The organism is Streptomyces lunalinharesii (assembly GCF_039532155.1).
Taxonomy (GTDB): domain Bacteria; phylum Actinomycetota; class Actinomycetes; order Streptomycetales; family Streptomycetaceae; genus Streptomyces; species Streptomyces lunalinharesii.
The window spans coordinates 593,006-607,227 of record NZ_BAAARK010000001.1 but is presented as its reverse complement, the minus strand read 5'-3'; the positions used below and the strand labels follow the sequence as shown (position 1 = coordinate 607,227).

Genomic DNA, 14,222 nt, shown 5'->3' with positions numbered 1-14,222 from the left:
GGGCGGCAGCGGGCGGGGCGGGCCGGGGCGGCGGTCCGGCCCCGCAGCCGTCACCCCAGCTGCTCCAGCAGCTGTTCCAGCATCGCCAGCGACTGCCGCGGGGACTCGGCCTGGGCGCTGAGCCGGTCCATCACCGCCAGGTAGTGGTCGACGTCGTCCCGCTTGTCCAGGTAGAGCGCGCTGGTCAGCTGTTCCAGGTAGACGATGTCCGGGAGGTCGGGTTCCAGGAACCGCAGGATGGTGATCGGTCCACCCGCCGCGGCCAGGCCGCCGAGGGCGAACGGCGCTATCTGGAGGGTGACGTTGGGGCGCCGCGCCATCTCCAGCAGGTGCCGGAGCTGATCGGCCATCACCTCCGGCCCGCCCAACGGCCGGCGCAGGCACGCCTCGTCGAGGATGGCCCACAGTCGCGGCGCGTCGGCGAGCGCGAGCAGCTGCTGTCGCTGCATCCGCAGCGCCACCCGCTGTGCGGTCTCCTCCGGCGCGGAGCCCGGGTGTCCCAGCAGCGCCACCGCGCGGGCGTACTCGGGGGTCTGCAACAGGCCCGGTACGAACTGGACTTCGTAGGTGCGGATCACCGAAGCGGCAGACTCCAACCCCAGGTGGGTCTCGAACCAGCTGGGCAGCACGTCGCTGTACTGGTGCCACCAACCGGGCGTGCTGGTCCGGCGGGCGAGGGTGAGGAAGGTGGCGCGGGCGGCGCTGTCGAGGACGCCGTACAGCGTCAACAGGTCCGCGACGTCCCGCTCCTTGCAGCTCACCCGGCCCAGTTCGAGGCGGCTGATCTTGGCGTGGGACGCGCGGATGGCGTCGCCGGCCGCCTCGCGGGTGATGCCGGCGGCCTCCCGGAGCCGGCGCAGCTGGGTGCCCAGCACGATGCGCAGGACGGTGGGGCCGCCGCGTGGATGTTCCAGATAGCGGCGCAGGGACAGGTCGCTGTGCGGCTGCGCGGCGCTCATAACTGACTCCCCTGAGTGGTCGGGCCGAGGCCCAGTGTCCCATTGCCCCGAGGAGGCGTACACCTACGCCGACTATCCGGCCGACATATGCCTCAGTCGTTGCCCCCGAAGGCGGTCGACTGCTCAGTCGTGGGGGAACAGATCGTCGAATTCACCGTCCTTGGCCCCCTGGACGAAGGCGGCCAGTTCGGCGCGGGTGTAGATCAACGCCGGGCCGGAGGCGTGTCGCGAGTTGCGTACCGCGACCCCGCCGTCCGGAAGAAGCGCCAGTTCAACGCAGTTGCCACTGGGGTTGCTGCGGCGGCTCTTGCGCCAGAGCGCGCCCTCGATGTCGCTCGCCGGCATTCCGTTGGTCATCGATTCCATCACGGCTGCTCCCTTGGTGGGGGGTGTGCTCGGGACCGATCCGGGGCGGTGATCACGGTTGGCGTGATCCTGCCCCTGGCTGGCCGTCCGTACCGATGTAATTGCAGATGCACTTGCAGCGATGGGCGGCCGACGAGGATATTAGCCCTCCGGGGCGGCCCCGCCCAGACCGTCCCCGACGCGCCCAACTCGTATGCCCCTCCGCGGAGATCGTGATGACCACACACCCGGCACAGTCCGAGCGCGACGTCCTCCGGGAAGGAGGGGAGCCAGTGACCGGCGACACCGGCCGCGAGGCGTGGTCGCTGCCGGCACCCGACGGGTTCGCGGCCTGCGCCCTCGGCGGCGGGGCGTGCACCGTGGCCGAGGCCCGCCGCTTCACCCGGAACACCCTCGACGCCTGGCGGATGTGTCCGGGACTCGCCGAGAGCGCGGTCCTGATCGTTTCGGAGCTGGTCAGCAACGCGCTGCGGCACGGCGCCACCGCATCCGTCGAAACCGTCTTCGACTCCCTCTTCGAGAACCGCTTCTGCCACGCCTGGTTGGCGCTGACCCGGCAGGAGAACGGGGTGTTGTGCGCGGTCTCGGACGGCGGAGTCCAGTCACCGGTGCTGCGGCCGCAGCACGCACTGGCCGAGTCCGGGCGCGGGCTCCACCTCGTCGACCGGCTCAGCGACTCCTGGGGCTGGACGCCGCCCGACCGGTCGGGGAAGACGGTGTGGGCCTCGGTGGTCACGGCGGCCGGCTGACGGTTCAGCCGCCGCCGCGCAGGAGGTAGCCGTTGCGGATCGAGGAGGGGGCGGCGAACGGTCCGCTGCCGTACGGGTGCAGGGCGATGGCGAGTTCGTTGGCGGCCGGGCCGGCCTCCGGATGGGGTGCGAAGTCCCCGTCCCTCGCGTCCAGTTGACGCTGCACACCCCGCTGGCAGCTCTTGGCCAACTGGTCCGCCGCGACCGGGGACAGCGTCAGACCGGGACGCAGCTGCACGTGGACGACGGGCCCGGCCTCCAGCTCGCCGGACGCGTCGAGGGTGAGGCAGAACCCGGCGATCAACGCGGCCAGCGGATTGCCGTCGAAGAGTCCGCGCTCGACGTCCCGCGGATAGCTGTTGGCCCCCATGGTCGACTCCCAGGCCCCGGACGGTGGGTTGCTCCGCCATTTTCGGGGCCCGGCAACCGGGCGTCATGAGTCGGGCTACTCAGGTGCGCGGGTGAGTACGCTCATCTGGTTTTCAACGCCTGACGGACAGTCAAGTGTGTTGTCCATGGCCTGTTCTGACGAGTCGTCTGGCGTCGGTCCGGGGTAGTCAGTGCCCGGTGTCGCCGGCCGGCGGGTCCACCGGCGCGTCGCCCAGGCCGAAGGCGGCGAGCAGGCGCTCCGCCGCCAGGGTCGCGGTGAGTTCGCCCGCGCGGACCGCCCCCTCGACCTCCGGACCCAACCGACGGACGTCCGGATGCTCCTGGAGCCGGTCGATCAGGCGCTCGCGGACCATCGACCACGTCCAGTCGACCTGTTGGGTGCGGCGGCGCTCGGCGAGCGCGCCGCTGGAGTCCAACAGGGCGCGGTGCTGCTCGATCCGCTCCCACACCGTCTTCAGCCCGGTGCCCTCGCGGGCGCTACAGGTCAGCACCGGCGGCGTCCACGCCGCGTCGGCCGGCTGCAACAGCCGCAGGGCGCCGGCGAGTTCGCGCGCCGCCGCGCGGGCGTCCCGTTCGTGCGGCCCGTCCGCCTTGTTGACCGACACCAGGTCCGCCAGCTCCAGTACGCCCTTCTTGATGCCCTGCAACTGGTCGCCGGTGCGGGCCAGCGTCAGCAGCAGGAACGTGTCGACCATGTTGGCGACGGCGGTCTCCGACTGGCCGACGCCGACCGTCTCCACCAGCACCACGTCGTACCCCGCGGCCTCCATCACCACGATCGACTCGCGGGTCGCCCGCGCCACCCCGCCCAGCGTGCCGGACGTGGGGGAGGGGCGGACGAACGCCGCCGGATCGGTGGCCAGCCGCTCCATCCGGGTCTTGTCGCCGAGGATGGAGCCGCCGGTCCGACTGGAGGACGGGTCGACGGCCAGCACCGCCACCCGGTGGCCCAGCCCGGTCAGCAGCGAGCCCAGGGCGTCGATGAAGGTCGACTTGCCGACGCCCGGAACCCCGCTGATGCCCACCCGCCGGGCCGCCCCGGAGTACGGCAGCAACCGCACCAGCAACTGCTGGGCCGCCGCCCGGTGATCGGCGCGGGTGGACTCGACCAGGGTGACCGCACGGGCGATCCAGGCCCGGGAGCCCGCCCGCACCCCCTCGGCGTACCGGTCGACATCGATCCTCGCAGGCATGGCCCTCCGCCCTACAGCTCGTGGCCCAGGACCGACGCCAGGTCCCGCACCAGGTCGTGGGCCGCGTCCGGAATGACCGTGCCGGGCAGGAAGACCGCGGCGGCGCCCATGTCCCGCAGCGGCTGGACGTCCTGGGGCGGGATCACCCCGCCCACCACGACGGTGATGTCCTCCCGGTCCTCCGCCGCCAACGCCTCCCGCAGCGCCGGCACCAGCGTCAGGTGACCGGCCGCCAACGAGGACACCCCGACGATGTGCACGTCGGCCTCCACCGCCTGCCGGGCCACCTCGGCCGGGGTCTGGAACAGCGGGCCGACGTCCACGTCGAAGCCCAGGTCGGCGAAGGCCGTGGCGATCACCTTCTGTCCGCGATCGTGGCCGTCCTGGCCCATCTTGGCCACCAGGATGCGCGGCCGGCGGCCCTCGGCGCGCTCGAACGCGGCCACCAACTCCCGGGTGCGCTCGACCCCCGACGAGGGGCCCGCTTCGTCTCGGTACACACCCGAGATGGTACGGATCTGGCCCGAGTGGCGGCCGTAGACCTCCTCCAGGGCGTCCGAGATCTCCCCGACGGTCGCCATCGCACGGGCCGCGTCCACCGCCAGCGCCAGCAGGTTGCCCTCCAACCCCGGGCCGGGCGCGGCCTTCGCCGCCTCGGTCAGCGCCCGCAGCGCCCGCCGGCAGGCGTCCTCGTCGCGCTCCGCGCGCAGCCGTGCGAGCTTCTCGATCTGCTGCGCCCGCACCGCGGAGTTGTCGACCTTGAGGACCTCGATCTCCTCGTCGGTCTCCACCCGGTACTTGTTGACGCCGATCAGCGCCTGCCGCCCCGAGTCGATCCGTGCCTGGGTGCGTGCCGCCGCCTCCTCGACCCGCATCTTCGGGATGCCCGCGTCGATCGCCTTGGCCATGCCGCCGGCCGCCTCGACCTCCTCGATGTGCGCCCAGGCGCGGCGCGCCAGATCGTGGGTGAGCCGCTCGACGTACGCGCTGCCGCCCCACGGGTCGATCACCCGGCAGGTGCCCGACTCCTGCTGGAGGAAGAGCTGCGTGTTGCGGGCGATCCGCGCGGAGAAGTCGGTGGGCAGGGCCAGCGCCTCGTCGAGGGCGTTGGTGTGCAGCGACTGGGTGTGGCCCTGGGTCGCGGCCATCGCCTCCACACAGGTGCGGGTGACGTTGTTGAACACGTCCTGCGCGGTCAGCGACCAGCCCGACGTCTGCGAATGGGTGCGCAGCGAAAGGGACTTGGGGTTCTTCGGGTCGAACTTCTGGACCAGTCGCGCCCACAGCAGCCGGGCCGCGCGCAGCTTGGCGACCTCCATGAAGAAGTTCATGCCGATCGCCCAGAAGAACGACAGCCGCGGCGCGAACGCGTCCACGTCCATCCCCGCCGCCAGCCCGGCGCGCAGGTACTCCACCCCGTCGGCGAGCGTGTACGCCAGCTCCAGGTCGGCCGTCGCGCCCGCCTCCTGGATGTGGTACCCGGAGATCGAGATGGAGTTGTACCGCGGCATCTTCTGCGAGGTGTACGCGAAGATGTCGGAGATGATCCGCATCGAGGGCTGCGGCGGATAGATGTAGGTGTTGCGGACCATGAACTCCTTGAGGATGTCGTTCTGGATGGTCCCGGCCAGCTTCTCGGGCGCGACGCCCTGCTCCTCGGCGGCCACGATGTAGAGGGCGAGAACGGGCAGCACCGCGCCGTTCATCGTCATCGACACCGTCATCCGGTCCAGCGGGATGCCCTCGAAGAGCTGGCGCATGTCGTAGATCGAGTCGATCGCCACGCCCGCCATGCCGACGTCACCGGTCACCCGCGGGTGGTCGCTGTCGTAGCCGCGGTGGGTGGGCAGGTCGAAGGCGACCGACAGGCCCTTCTGCCCGGCGGCGAGGTTGCGCCGGTAGAAGGCGTTGGACTCCTCGGCGGTGGAGAAGCCCGCGTACTGCCGGATCGTCCAGGGCTGGTTGACGTACATCGTCGGGTACGGGCCACGCAGGTACGGCGCGATGCCCGGGTACGTGCCCAGGAAGTCCAGATCGTCGAGGTCGGCCGCGGTGTAGAGCGGCTTGACGTCGATGCCTTCCGGCGTCTCCCAGGTCAGGTCCGCGACGCTCTTGCCGGTGGCCTGCTGGACCGCGTCCGTCCACCGGTCCCGATCGCCGGCCGCGGCCGTCCCGGACAGGTCGCCCAGCTCCACCGTGCTGAAGTCGGGGACGGCTCCCGCGCGTCCCGGGGCGTGGCGTGACGCAGCGTCCATGGCGCCCTCCTGCCGTGCCGTCTCCGTCATCCCGCCACCTCCGTGACATCCAGGGCCGAGGACAGCGCCCCGGCCACGTCGCAGCCCACGAACACGAACGTGTCCACTCCGGCCGCCACGAACTCCTCGCGCTGCCCACCGGGCTTGCCCGCCAGGTACACCCGCACCGCGCCCGCCGCCTTCAGCGCCGCGGTCACCTCCGCCGCCTGCTCGGCGTAGACCGCGTCACTGGAGCACACGCACGCGATCCGCGCGCCGCTCGCCGCGAAGGCCGCGGCCACCGACTGAGCCGTCACCCGCTCCGGCACGGTCTCGATCCCGCCCGCCTGGAAGAGGTTGGCGGCGAACGCCACCCGCGCGGTGTGCGCCGCGACCGGACCCAACGCGGCCAGGAACGCCTTCGGTCGCGCCCCGGTCGCCGCCAGGTGCTCGTCGGACCGGGCCCGCAGCGCCTCGAACGCGTCGTCCCGACGCACCCGCGGCAGCCCTCCACCCGCGGGAGCCGGCGCCGGCTCCCGCTCCAACGGCGCCTCGGCCAGGTGCGGGAACTCGCTGACCCCGGTGATCGGCTCCCGTCGGTGCGCCAGGTCCGCACTGCGTCGCCGCCAGGTCGCCGCCAGCCGCTCGCCGATCATCTGGGACCGCAGCGCGGCGGCCTGACCGCCGACCGCCTCGATCTCCTGGAAGAACGCCCAGCCGGCGCGGGCGAGTTCGGCGGTGAGCCGTTCGACGTACCAGGAGCCGCCGGCCGGGTCGATCACCTTCGCCAGGTGCGACTCCTCCAGCAGCACCGACTGGGTGTTCCGGGCGATCCGCCGGGCGAACGCGTCCGGCAGGCCCAGCGCCGCGTCGAACGGCAGCACGGTCACCGCGTCCGCGCCGCCCAGGCCCGCGGACAGCCCGGCCACCGTGGTCCGCAGCATGTTCACCCACGGGTCCCGACGGGACATCATGACCGCCGAGGTGACCGCGTGCTGGCGCTGCCCGGCCGCGGCCGGCGACACCCCGCAGACCTCGGTGACCCGGGACCACAGCAGCCGGGCGGCGCGCAGCTTGGCGATGGTCAGGAACTGGTCGGCACTGGCGGCGTAGCGGAACTCCAGCTGCCGGCAGGCGTCGTCGAGGCTCAGCCCCCGCCCGTCCGCGGCCAGTTCCCGCAGGTAGGCCACGCCGGTGGCCAGCGAGGCGCCCAACTCCTCGGCCGCCGAGCCGCCCGCCTCGTGGTAGGGCAGCGCGTCGACGCTCACCGTGCGCAGGCCCGGGGCGCTCCGGGCGACCTGACCGGCCAGCCGGGCGGTGGCCGCCAGCCCGTCGGCCAGCGCGCGGTCGTCGCCGGTGCGGGCCAGCAGCCCCAGCGGATCGGCGCCCAGGACGCCCGCCGTCTCGGACGGCGCCACCCCGGCCTCCCGGTACAGCCGCAGCAACTCCTCGGCCGCCGCCGGGAATTGTGCGCCCGCGTCCAGCACCACCGGAGCCAGGTCCAGATAGACGCCCCGCAGCGCCTGTGCCAGGCCGGACACCGGTACCCCGCCGTCGCCCACGGTCAGCCACACGGAGGTGACGCCGTTCTCCAGGTCGGCGAGGAGCGCCTCGTTGACCCGCTGCGGATCGGTACCGACCTGGCGCTGGCGGACGTCCCATCCGGAGATGGTGCCCTCGGGCCGGGCCGCCCGGACGAACGGGGCGAAGCCGGGCAGCCCCGCGGCGGGCGGCGCGTCCTCGGCGGTGTACAGGGGAGGGACGCGGATCCCGTCCTGGAGATCGGTGGCGAGCGCGTCCTCGGCGGCGGCGCCGGTGGCCTCGGACGCGCCCGATTTGCGGAGCACGCCTTCGACGAGACGCTGCCACTGCTCGCGTTCGGCAGCCGGGAAGGCTGCGGCCAGGGGGAGTTCGGGGGACTCGGCGGTCATGGCAGCAGGCTAGGCGAACGACCGTTAGCCGGAGCAGGGGCCCGAGCTGTGACCTTGCACTCGTTGAGGGCGGCGCCGATCGCCGTGTACAGGGCGAATCCACCGAGGAGGGGCGGCGGCCGGCCCCGCCGACGGCTCCCGGAACCCGATCTTCCGGCGCGCTACGGTGGCCCCGGCACCCCACCGAGGAGCGGAATGCGCACACCGCCGATCCCCCGCACCACCCTCGCCGTCGCCCTGCTCGCCCTCCTGGTCCTGACCGTCACCGCGGCCCTGCTCGTACCGGCGCCGGCGCGCGCCCCCGAAGAACCCGCCGCCTGCCAGGGGCGCGCCCCCGCCCACTGGTCCACCGACCCGGCCACCACCAAGGCGTTCGCCCACTACGGCGACGACGACTCCCGCACCGACGACTGGACCGGCGGCGACGGCACCCACTCCGTGCGCCTCCCGGACGGCCGGACGCTCTGGCTGTTCTCCGACACCTTCCTCGACGTGGTCCACCCGCCCCCCAACCCGCAGGGCGCGCCCACCCGTTGGCGCACCACCGGCACCGGTGGCACCCCGTTCCTGCGCCACAATTCGCTCGTTGTGATGACGCCGGAGGGCCGACCGGAGCGCACACTGACCGGCCGGACGCCCGCCGCGCCCGGGCCCTTCTTCCCCGACCCGCCCGGCGGCGGCTGGCGCTGGCCGGTCCACGCGACCGTGGAGCCCCGCGCACCCGGTGCCGCCGAGCAGGTCGTCCGGGTGCTGCTGTGGAACCGCGTCCCCGGCACCGGCCCGTGGGTCTTCGGCGTGCCGCACGGCACGGAGGTCGCCACCCTCTCGCTGCCCGACCTCCGGCTCCGGTCCCTCACCCCGGTCGCCGACCAGGGCGCCGTCGCCGACCCGGGCCGCCGCGTCCTCTACGGCACCGCACTGGTCCGCGCCGGCGACGTCGACTACGTCTTCGGCGGCGACGACCCGCCCGGGTCCCCGGCGGACAGCGCCTACCTGGCCAGGGTCCCGGTCGGCCGGCTCGCCGACCGGGCGGCCTGGCGGTTCTGGGACGGCGCCCGCTGGCGGCCGGACGCCGCGGGCGCGGTGCCGGTGCTGCGCGGCGGCGGTCGGCGCGGCGTCGGCAGTGCCTTCACCGTCGTCCGCGACGGCCGGACGTGGGTGCTGCTCACCATGGACACCGCGGGCGGCGGCACCGCCGGGCTGCGGACCATCACCGGCTACTGGGCCTGTTCGCCCCGGGGCCCCTGGCACGGTCCGGTCGGCCGGATCACCCCACCGCGCCCGACCGGCCCCGATCCCGACCACGTGGTGGTCTACAACCCGCAGGCGCACCCGGAATTCACCGACGGCGCCGGCCTGTTGCTGAGCTACGACGTCAACTGGCTGGGGCCGCCCGGCGCCGCCGCCGATCCGGTGGTCAACGGCGACGTGGAGCTGTACCGCCCGCGGTTCCTGCGGGTCCGACTGGCACCGGCGGGGCCGTGACGGGCGGCCCCGCCGACGCTCACCTCCCGTGCGCGACCCGCCAGGCGCGGGCCTGCTCCTCGACGTCGAACGGGACGCGGTTCAGCGGCGGGCCCTCGGGCGGGCTGGCCAGCGCCGCCCGGATCCGGACGTTGATCTCGGTCAGGAGGCGGCGCAGCGCGGCCTCGCTCGGCGCGTCGGCGGCGGCGGCCTGCGCGTCCTCGATCTCCTTGCGCAGGACGAGGCTGGGCGGGAGGAAGGACACCTGTTCCCGGTCCATCTTCTCCTTGATCCACCACATCTCGTCGTAGGGCCGGTCGAGATGGCGCAGCGGCTTGCCGAAGCCCGGCAGGTCCTCGAACCCGCCGCGCTCGGTCGATTCGCGGATCTGCTTCTCGACCCAGCTCTCGTAGCTGACGCCGGGGGGTTTGCGCTCGGTCATCGTGGGGGTCTCCCAAGGTGTGGCCGGACGGTCCTCGTGCCTCCACGGTAGTCCAGCCGAGCCCGGCCGTCCCGGGCCTGGGGACAAGGCTCCCGGTCAGCCGCCGCCGCCCTCGACCGGGCCGGTCGGGCTCGGCTGCACCAGGGGGAAGGCGTTGCTGCCACCGCACACCATCGGGCCGACCCGGACGCCCTCGCCGACCAGCGTCACGGTGACCTGGCCGGGCGGCTTGTTGCCGGGCACCCGGGCGTTGGCCGCGGTGCACACCAGTTGGTTGAGCGAGGCCGGGTCCAGCAGTTTGGCGTTGACCGGCAGGGTGATGGTGACCTGCCCGGTACCGGACGTGGCGGTGAGCGGGGCCGGGAACTTCGGCACCACGCTGGACAGTCCGCGCATCCGCTCGGCGTGGTTCGGCCCCTGCACCAGCAGGTCCATCGCGGCCTGCGGGTCCAGCGGCTCGCGTGCCGGGCGGATCGCCGGGTGCAGCCCGTCCGGACCGTAGAAGAACAACTGCACGTTGGCGGTGGGCTTGCCCGGGGCCCGCACCCCGGTCGCCGGCTCACCGGCGTCGATCACGTCGGTGGGTTCGATCCCGCAGCCGGCCAGCGTCGCGGTGAGCACGCCGGCCAGGGTGCCCAGGACGACCCGTCGGGCGGGCGTCCGGCCCGCGGCGGGGCGGCCCGCGGCGGTGCGGCGTGCGGTCAGGCGTCGGTCGGTCATGCGGTGTCGTTCCCCTTCCCGGCGGCGCCGGGCTTCTCGCCGGGCTCGTCGGCGGACCCGTCGGCCGGTGCTTCCTCCTGGTGCAGCGGCAGTTCCACGGTGAACACCGCACCGCCCTCGGACGCGTTGGCGGCACGCAGCACACCGCCGTGCAGCCGGACGTTCTCCTGCGCGATGGCCAGGCCCAGGCCGCTGCCCTCGGACCGGGCGCGGGCCGAGTCCGCCTTGTAGAACCGGTCGAAGACGTGCGGCAGCACCTCGGGGTCTATGCCCGGGCCGCTGTCGCGGATCTCGATGAGCAGCACGGCGTCGGCGGGCTCCGGCGCGTGCAGCTCCACCCGGACCGGTTCGCCGCCGTGGTGCAGGGCGTTGCCCACCAGATTGGCGACGACCACGTCCAACCGGCGCGGGTCGAGCCGGGCGCGGACGTCTGCCGGCAGGTCCGCCGTCACCCGGCTCTGCCAGGCCCGGGCCTGGAGGGTCTTGCGGATCGTCTCGCCGACGTCCACCTCGTCCAGGTGGAGGGCGGCGGCGCCGGCGTCGAACCGGGAGACCTCCATCAGGTCCTCCACCATCCGCGCCAGCTTCCCGGTCTCCTGGCTGATCAGCCGGACCGCGGAGGCGGTGTCCGGGTCGAGCGAGTCGGCGTCCTCGTCCAGGACGTCGGTGACCGCGGACATCGCCGCCAGCGGCGTCCGCAGCTCGTGCGAGACGTCGGCCGCGAACCGCCGGGCATTGGCCTCCATCCGGCGCAGCTCGGCCATGCTCTCCTCCAGCTTCGCCGTCATCTCGTTGAACGACCGTGACAGGTCAGCGAGTTCGTCGGCGCCCTTGACCTCCAGCCGGGTGTCCAACTTGCCCTCGGCGATCCGACCGGCGGCCTGCCGCAGCCCCCGCACCGGCCGCAGCACCCCGCGCGCCGCGAACAGCGGCAGGATCACCGCCAGCGCGAACGCCGGCAGCGCCCCGCCCCGCGCGGCGGTCACCAGCGCCTCGACGTTGGCCTCCTCGGCGCGCAGCGGCAGCTGGGCGTAGACCGTCAGCGGGGACGGCTGGTTGTCGGTCTGCCGCACCGGCATCCCGATCAGCAGCCACGGCGAGCCGTCCCGGTCGATGCGCTGGAACGCCGGCACCCGGCGCTTCTCCACCGACGCCTTGAAGGCGGCCGGCACCACCATGTCGCGTCGCAGGCCGCCCTCGTCGTCGTCCGGCACGCCGTTGTAGTGCACCGAGACGTCCCAGTCGCGGGACTTGCCGGAGCGCTCCAGCTTCACCCGGAAGAAGTCCAGGTCCGACCGGGACGGCGGCACCGCCAGCTCCGGCGCCAGCGAATTGACCTGGGCCCGCAGGTCGTTGACGGCGCCGTCCTGGGACCGCTGGAGGATGGCGTTGCGGGCCTCCCGGTAGGTCAGTCCCGCGGTGGTCAACGCGCTGACCGCCGCCACCAGCAGGAACGCCACCACGAGCCGGGCGCGCAGTCCGCGCACCGCCGAGACGCCGGGCACCAGGCGGCGGAGGCGGCTCACAGGGGTCCGAAGCGGTAACCGAAGCCGCGCACGGTCTGCACGTACCGGGGGCTGCGTGGGGTGTCCTCTATCTTCGTCCGCAGCCGCATCACGCAGGCGTCGACCAGCCGCGCGTCGCCGTGGTAGCTGTGCTCCCAGACGTGTTCCAGCAGCTGCTGCCGGCTGAAGACCTGGCCCGGGGTGGCGGACAGGAAGAGCAGCAGCTTCATCTCGGACGGCGCCAGCGCCAGGTCCTGGCCGCCCTTGCTGACGACCAGTCCGGCCCGGTCGACGGTGAGTTCGCCGTACGTCTCCACCGGCGCGGGCCCCGGCTCGACGGCCGGGGCGCCCTCGGCGGGCAGCGCGGTGCGCCGCAGCACCGCCCGGATCCGCGCCTCCAGGACCTCGCCGCGGGCCGGCTTGACGATGTAGTCGTCGGCCCCGGCCTCCAACCCGAGGACCACGTCGAGGTCGTCGCCGCGGGCGGTGAGCATGATGATCGGCAGCTGGCGCTCGGCGCGGATCAGCCGGCAGATCTCGAAGCCGTCCTTGCCCGGCAGCATGAGGTCCAACAGGACGATGTCGGGGCGGAAGCCCGGCAGCGTCGCCAGCCCTTCCTCACCGCTGGCCGCGGCGGCGACCTCGTGGCCGCGCCGGCGCAGCGCGAGGGACACCCCGTCCCGGACAGCGGCGTCGTCCTCGATCAGAAGTACTCGTGGCATGGGACCAGTATCAATAATTTTCATGATGGATCCGTAACAGGAGCAGCCCGACCCGAGTCCTGTGCATCTGTGGAGGTGCGGGCGGCGTCCGTGCAAAGGGGCACACCACGCCGCCGGCAGGTAGACAGCACAGCACACGAGGGGCGGGATCGACATGGCAAGGCGCTTCGGCACGGGACGGCGCTTCGGGATCGAGGGCGGGATCATCGGCGTGGCCACGGCGGCGGTGGCGTCGCTGGCGGCGGTCGGAGCGTTCGTGCTCCTCCAGCCCAGCGCCGAGGCGGACACGGTCAACCAGGCACGGAAGCCGGCCCAACCGCCGCGCACCGCCCCGGTCGATCCGACCATCGTGCACGCCTCGGACCGCCCCGGCCGCAGCCTGAACATCACCATCGACGACGGCCCGGACCCCGTCTGGACGCCGAAGGTCCTCCAGGTCCTCAAGGACAACGGGGTCAAGGCCACCTTCTGCATGATCGGCCCGCAGGCCGCGGCGCACCCCGCCCTCGTCAAGAAGGTGGTGGCCGACGGGCACCGGCTCTGCGACCACACCGTCAGCCACAACACCGCCATGGACCACCGGCCCGACGACTACCAGTCCCGGCAGATCCTCGAAGCCAAGAAGATGATCGAGGACGCGGCCGGCGGCGCCAAGGTCGAGTACTACCGCGCCCCCGGCGGCGCCTTCACCCCCTACAGCCGCAAGCTCGCCGCCGACAACGGCATGCGCCCGCTGGGGTGGAACGTCGACAGCAAGGACTTCGAGGGCGGCTCGGTCGCGACGATCGAGTCGACGGTGCGCGGCGAACTCAAGAACGGCCCCACCGTCCTCTTCCACGACGGCGGCGGCAACCGGGCGCGCACGGTGGAGGCGTTGGAGCGGCTGCTGCCGTGGATGAAGCAGCAGGGCTACGGCTTCGGGTTCCCGCAGCGGTAACGCCCCCGGACGCAGTCGAACGGGCCGGTCACCACCGGCCCGTTCGTCGTGTCCTGCCCGTCGCCCGCCCGCGGCGGCGTCCCGCACGCCGCCGCCTCACGCGGCGCCGAACAGTTCCGCCAGCCCCTGCTCCACGCCCAGGTGCTCGTGCTCCCGACCGGCCGGCACCGCCTCGTAGGAGCGGGCCAGGAAGAGCCGGACGTCCGCGGTCCGCAACTGCACCATGGCGATGCCCTCGTCGGCGTGGAACTCCATCACCGTGCGGTCCGGGCCCGACGGCCGCACCCGCACGTCACCCCGGCCGACCGCGCCGCGCAGTCCGTCGGCGAGCAGGTCCCGGGCGAACGCCCAGTCCACCGCCGCGCCGTCGAGCGAGATCTCCGGCGGGAAGGTCATCCGCACCGCCAGCGGGTCGGTCCGCTGGTAGCGGAGCACCGCCGGCACCGAGTGGCCGACCGACGTCGCGAGGAGGCGGACCTGGACGGCTTGGTCGATGGCGGTGTGCATCGCGGCGACTCCCTCACGGCTGGGCGACCCGCGCGGGCGCGGGCGTGGTCATCCTGTAGGACGGTCTGCCCGGCCCGGCCGTGCATGCGGCGGGGGTGTGATC

The 14,222-nt window shown here is 73.4% G+C and carries 14 protein-coding genes; 3 read left to right on the top strand and 11 right to left on the bottom strand.

Translation table 11 applies throughout. The features are described 5' to 3' along the window. Positions 1–50: 50 nt before the first annotated feature. Both ABD385_RS02765 and ABD385_RS02760 read right to left on the bottom strand, forming a co-directional pair. Positions 51–959: a helix-turn-helix domain-containing protein gene (locus ABD385_RS02765; RefSeq protein WP_344573224.1), complete on the bottom strand. Its 909-nt coding sequence runs from the start codon at positions 957–959 to the stop codon at positions 51–53. A gap of 123 nt (positions 960–1,082) precedes the next feature. Beyond that, a complete protein-coding gene (locus ABD385_RS02760; protein ID WP_344573223.1) occupies positions 1,083–1,325 on the bottom strand; it encodes a DUF397 domain-containing protein in 243 nt (80 codons plus the stop codon). Between the two features lie 272 nt (positions 1,326–1,597). Here ABD385_RS02760 and ABD385_RS02755 point away from each other — a divergent pair, with 272 nt between their 5' ends. Next, positions 1,598–2,074 carry an ATP-binding protein gene (locus tag ABD385_RS02755; protein WP_344573222.1) on the top strand — a complete coding sequence of 159 codons (477 nt, stop codon included), beginning with the start codon at positions 1,598–1,600 and terminating at the stop codon, positions 2,072–2,074. Between the two features lie 4 nt (positions 2,075–2,078). Here the strand turns inward: ABD385_RS02755 and ABD385_RS02750 are convergent, their stop codons facing one another. The 4 genes from ABD385_RS02750 to ABD385_RS02735 all read right to left on the bottom strand — a co-directional run bounded on the left by ABD385_RS02750 (position 2,079) and on the right by ABD385_RS02735 (position 7,822). Further along, a complete protein-coding gene (locus ABD385_RS02750; RefSeq protein ID WP_344573221.1) occupies positions 2,079–2,444 on the bottom strand; it encodes a coenzyme f390 synthetase in 366 nt (121 codons plus the stop codon). A gap of 187 nt (positions 2,445–2,631) precedes the next feature. Next, positions 2,632–3,657 (bottom strand): methylmalonyl Co-A mutase-associated GTPase MeaB, encoded by a 1,026-nt coding sequence (meaB, locus tag ABD385_RS02745; RefSeq protein ID WP_344573220.1) that lies wholly within the window; start codon positions 3,655–3,657, stop codon positions 2,632–2,634. Positions 3,658–3,668: 11 nt separating this feature from the next. Next, a complete protein-coding gene (scpA, locus tag ABD385_RS02740; RefSeq protein WP_344573218.1) occupies positions 3,669–5,912 on the bottom strand; it encodes a methylmalonyl-CoA mutase in 2,244 nt (747 codons plus the stop codon). 26 nt (positions 5,913–5,938) lie between these two features. Next, positions 5,939–7,822, bottom strand: a complete 1,884-nt coding sequence (locus tag ABD385_RS02735) for a methylmalonyl-CoA mutase family protein (protein WP_344573217.1) — start codon at positions 7,820–7,822, stop codon at positions 5,939–5,941. Positions 7,823–8,017: 195 nt separating this feature from the next. Here ABD385_RS02735 and ABD385_RS02730 point away from each other — a divergent pair, with 195 nt between their 5' ends. Then, positions 8,018–9,307, top strand: coding sequence for a glycoside hydrolase family 183 protein (locus ABD385_RS02730; RefSeq protein WP_344573215.1), 1,290 nt, complete (start codon positions 8,018–8,020; stop codon positions 9,305–9,307). A 19-nt stretch (positions 9,308–9,326) separates the two neighbouring features. Here ABD385_RS02730 and ABD385_RS02725 read toward each other — a convergent pair whose 3' ends face one another. The 4 genes from ABD385_RS02725 to ABD385_RS02710 all read right to left on the bottom strand — a co-directional run bounded on the left by ABD385_RS02725 (position 9,327) and on the right by ABD385_RS02710 (position 12,675). Then, positions 9,327–9,728: a DnaJ family domain-containing protein gene (locus ABD385_RS02725; protein WP_344573214.1), complete on the bottom strand. Its 402-nt coding sequence runs from the start codon at positions 9,726–9,728 to the stop codon at positions 9,327–9,329. Between the two features lie 96 nt (positions 9,729–9,824). Further along, positions 9,825–10,448, bottom strand: coding sequence for a hypothetical protein (locus ABD385_RS02720; protein ID WP_344573213.1), 624 nt, complete (start codon positions 10,446–10,448; stop codon positions 9,825–9,827). After that, positions 10,445–11,974 (bottom strand): ATP-binding protein, encoded by a 1,530-nt coding sequence (locus ABD385_RS02715; RefSeq protein ID WP_344573212.1) that lies wholly within the window; start codon positions 11,972–11,974, stop codon positions 10,445–10,447. The genes ABD385_RS02720 and ABD385_RS02715 overlap by 4 nt, the downstream gene beginning before the upstream one ends. Further along, positions 11,971–12,675 carry a response regulator gene (locus ABD385_RS02710; RefSeq protein WP_344573211.1) on the bottom strand — a complete coding sequence of 235 codons (705 nt, stop codon included), beginning with the start codon at positions 12,673–12,675 and terminating at the stop codon, positions 11,971–11,973. Before ABD385_RS02710 ends, ABD385_RS02715 begins: the two co-directional genes overlap by 4 nt. Before the next feature lie 154 nt (positions 12,676–12,829). Here ABD385_RS02710 and ABD385_RS02705 point away from each other — a divergent pair, with 154 nt between their 5' ends. Next, positions 12,830–13,612, top strand: a complete 783-nt coding sequence (locus ABD385_RS02705; protein WP_344573210.1) for a polysaccharide deacetylase family protein — start codon at positions 12,830–12,832, stop codon at positions 13,610–13,612. A 96-nt stretch (positions 13,613–13,708) separates the two neighbouring features. Here the strand turns inward: ABD385_RS02705 and ssgD are convergent, their stop codons facing one another. Further along, a complete protein-coding gene (gene ssgD, locus ABD385_RS02700; protein WP_344573209.1) occupies positions 13,709–14,119 on the bottom strand; it encodes a spore wall synthesis regulator SsgD in 411 nt (136 codons plus the stop codon). Positions 14,120–14,222 lie beyond the last annotated feature (103 nt).

Bases quoted from the DNA above. Each gene is read 5' to 3' on its own strand.
- ABD385_RS02765 (WP_344573224.1), bottom strand. From the start codon at position 959: ATGAGCGCCGCGCAGCCGCACAGCGACCTGTCCCTGCGCCGCTATCTG.
- ABD385_RS02760 (WP_344573223.1), bottom strand. From the start codon at position 1,325: ATGGAATCGATGACCAACGGAATGCCGGCGAGCGACATCGAGGGCGCG.
- ABD385_RS02750 (WP_344573221.1), bottom strand. From the start codon at position 2,444: ATGGGGGCCAACAGCTATCCGCGGGACGTCGAGCGCGGACTCTTCGAC.
- meaB (WP_344573220.1), bottom strand. From the start codon at position 3,657: ATGCCTGCGAGGATCGATGTCGACCGGTACGCCGAGGGGGTGCGGGCG.
- scpA (WP_344573218.1), bottom strand. From the start codon at position 5,912: ATGGACGCTGCGTCACGCCACGCCCCGGGACGCGCGGGAGCCGTCCCC.
- ABD385_RS02735 (WP_344573217.1), bottom strand. From the start codon at position 7,822: ATGACCGCCGAGTCCCCCGAACTCCCCCTGGCCGCAGCCTTCCCGGCT.
- ABD385_RS02730 (WP_344573215.1), top strand. From the start codon at position 8,018: ATGCGCACACCGCCGATCCCCCGCACCACCCTCGCCGTCGCCCTGCTC.
- ABD385_RS02725 (WP_344573214.1), bottom strand. From the start codon at position 9,728: ATGACCGAGCGCAAACCCCCCGGCGTCAGCTACGAGAGCTGGGTCGAG.
- ABD385_RS02720 (WP_344573213.1), bottom strand. From the start codon at position 10,448: ATGACCGACCGACGCCTGACCGCACGCCGCACCGCCGCGGGCCGCCCC.
- ABD385_RS02710 (WP_344573211.1), bottom strand. From the start codon at position 12,675: ATGCCACGAGTACTTCTGATCGAGGACGACGCCGCTGTCCGGGACGGG.
- ABD385_RS02705 (WP_344573210.1), top strand. From the start codon at position 12,830: ATGGCAAGGCGCTTCGGCACGGGACGGCGCTTCGGGATCGAGGGCGGG.
- ssgD (WP_344573209.1), bottom strand. From the start codon at position 14,119: ATGCACACCGCCATCGACCAAGCCGTCCAGGTCCGCCTCCTCGCGACG.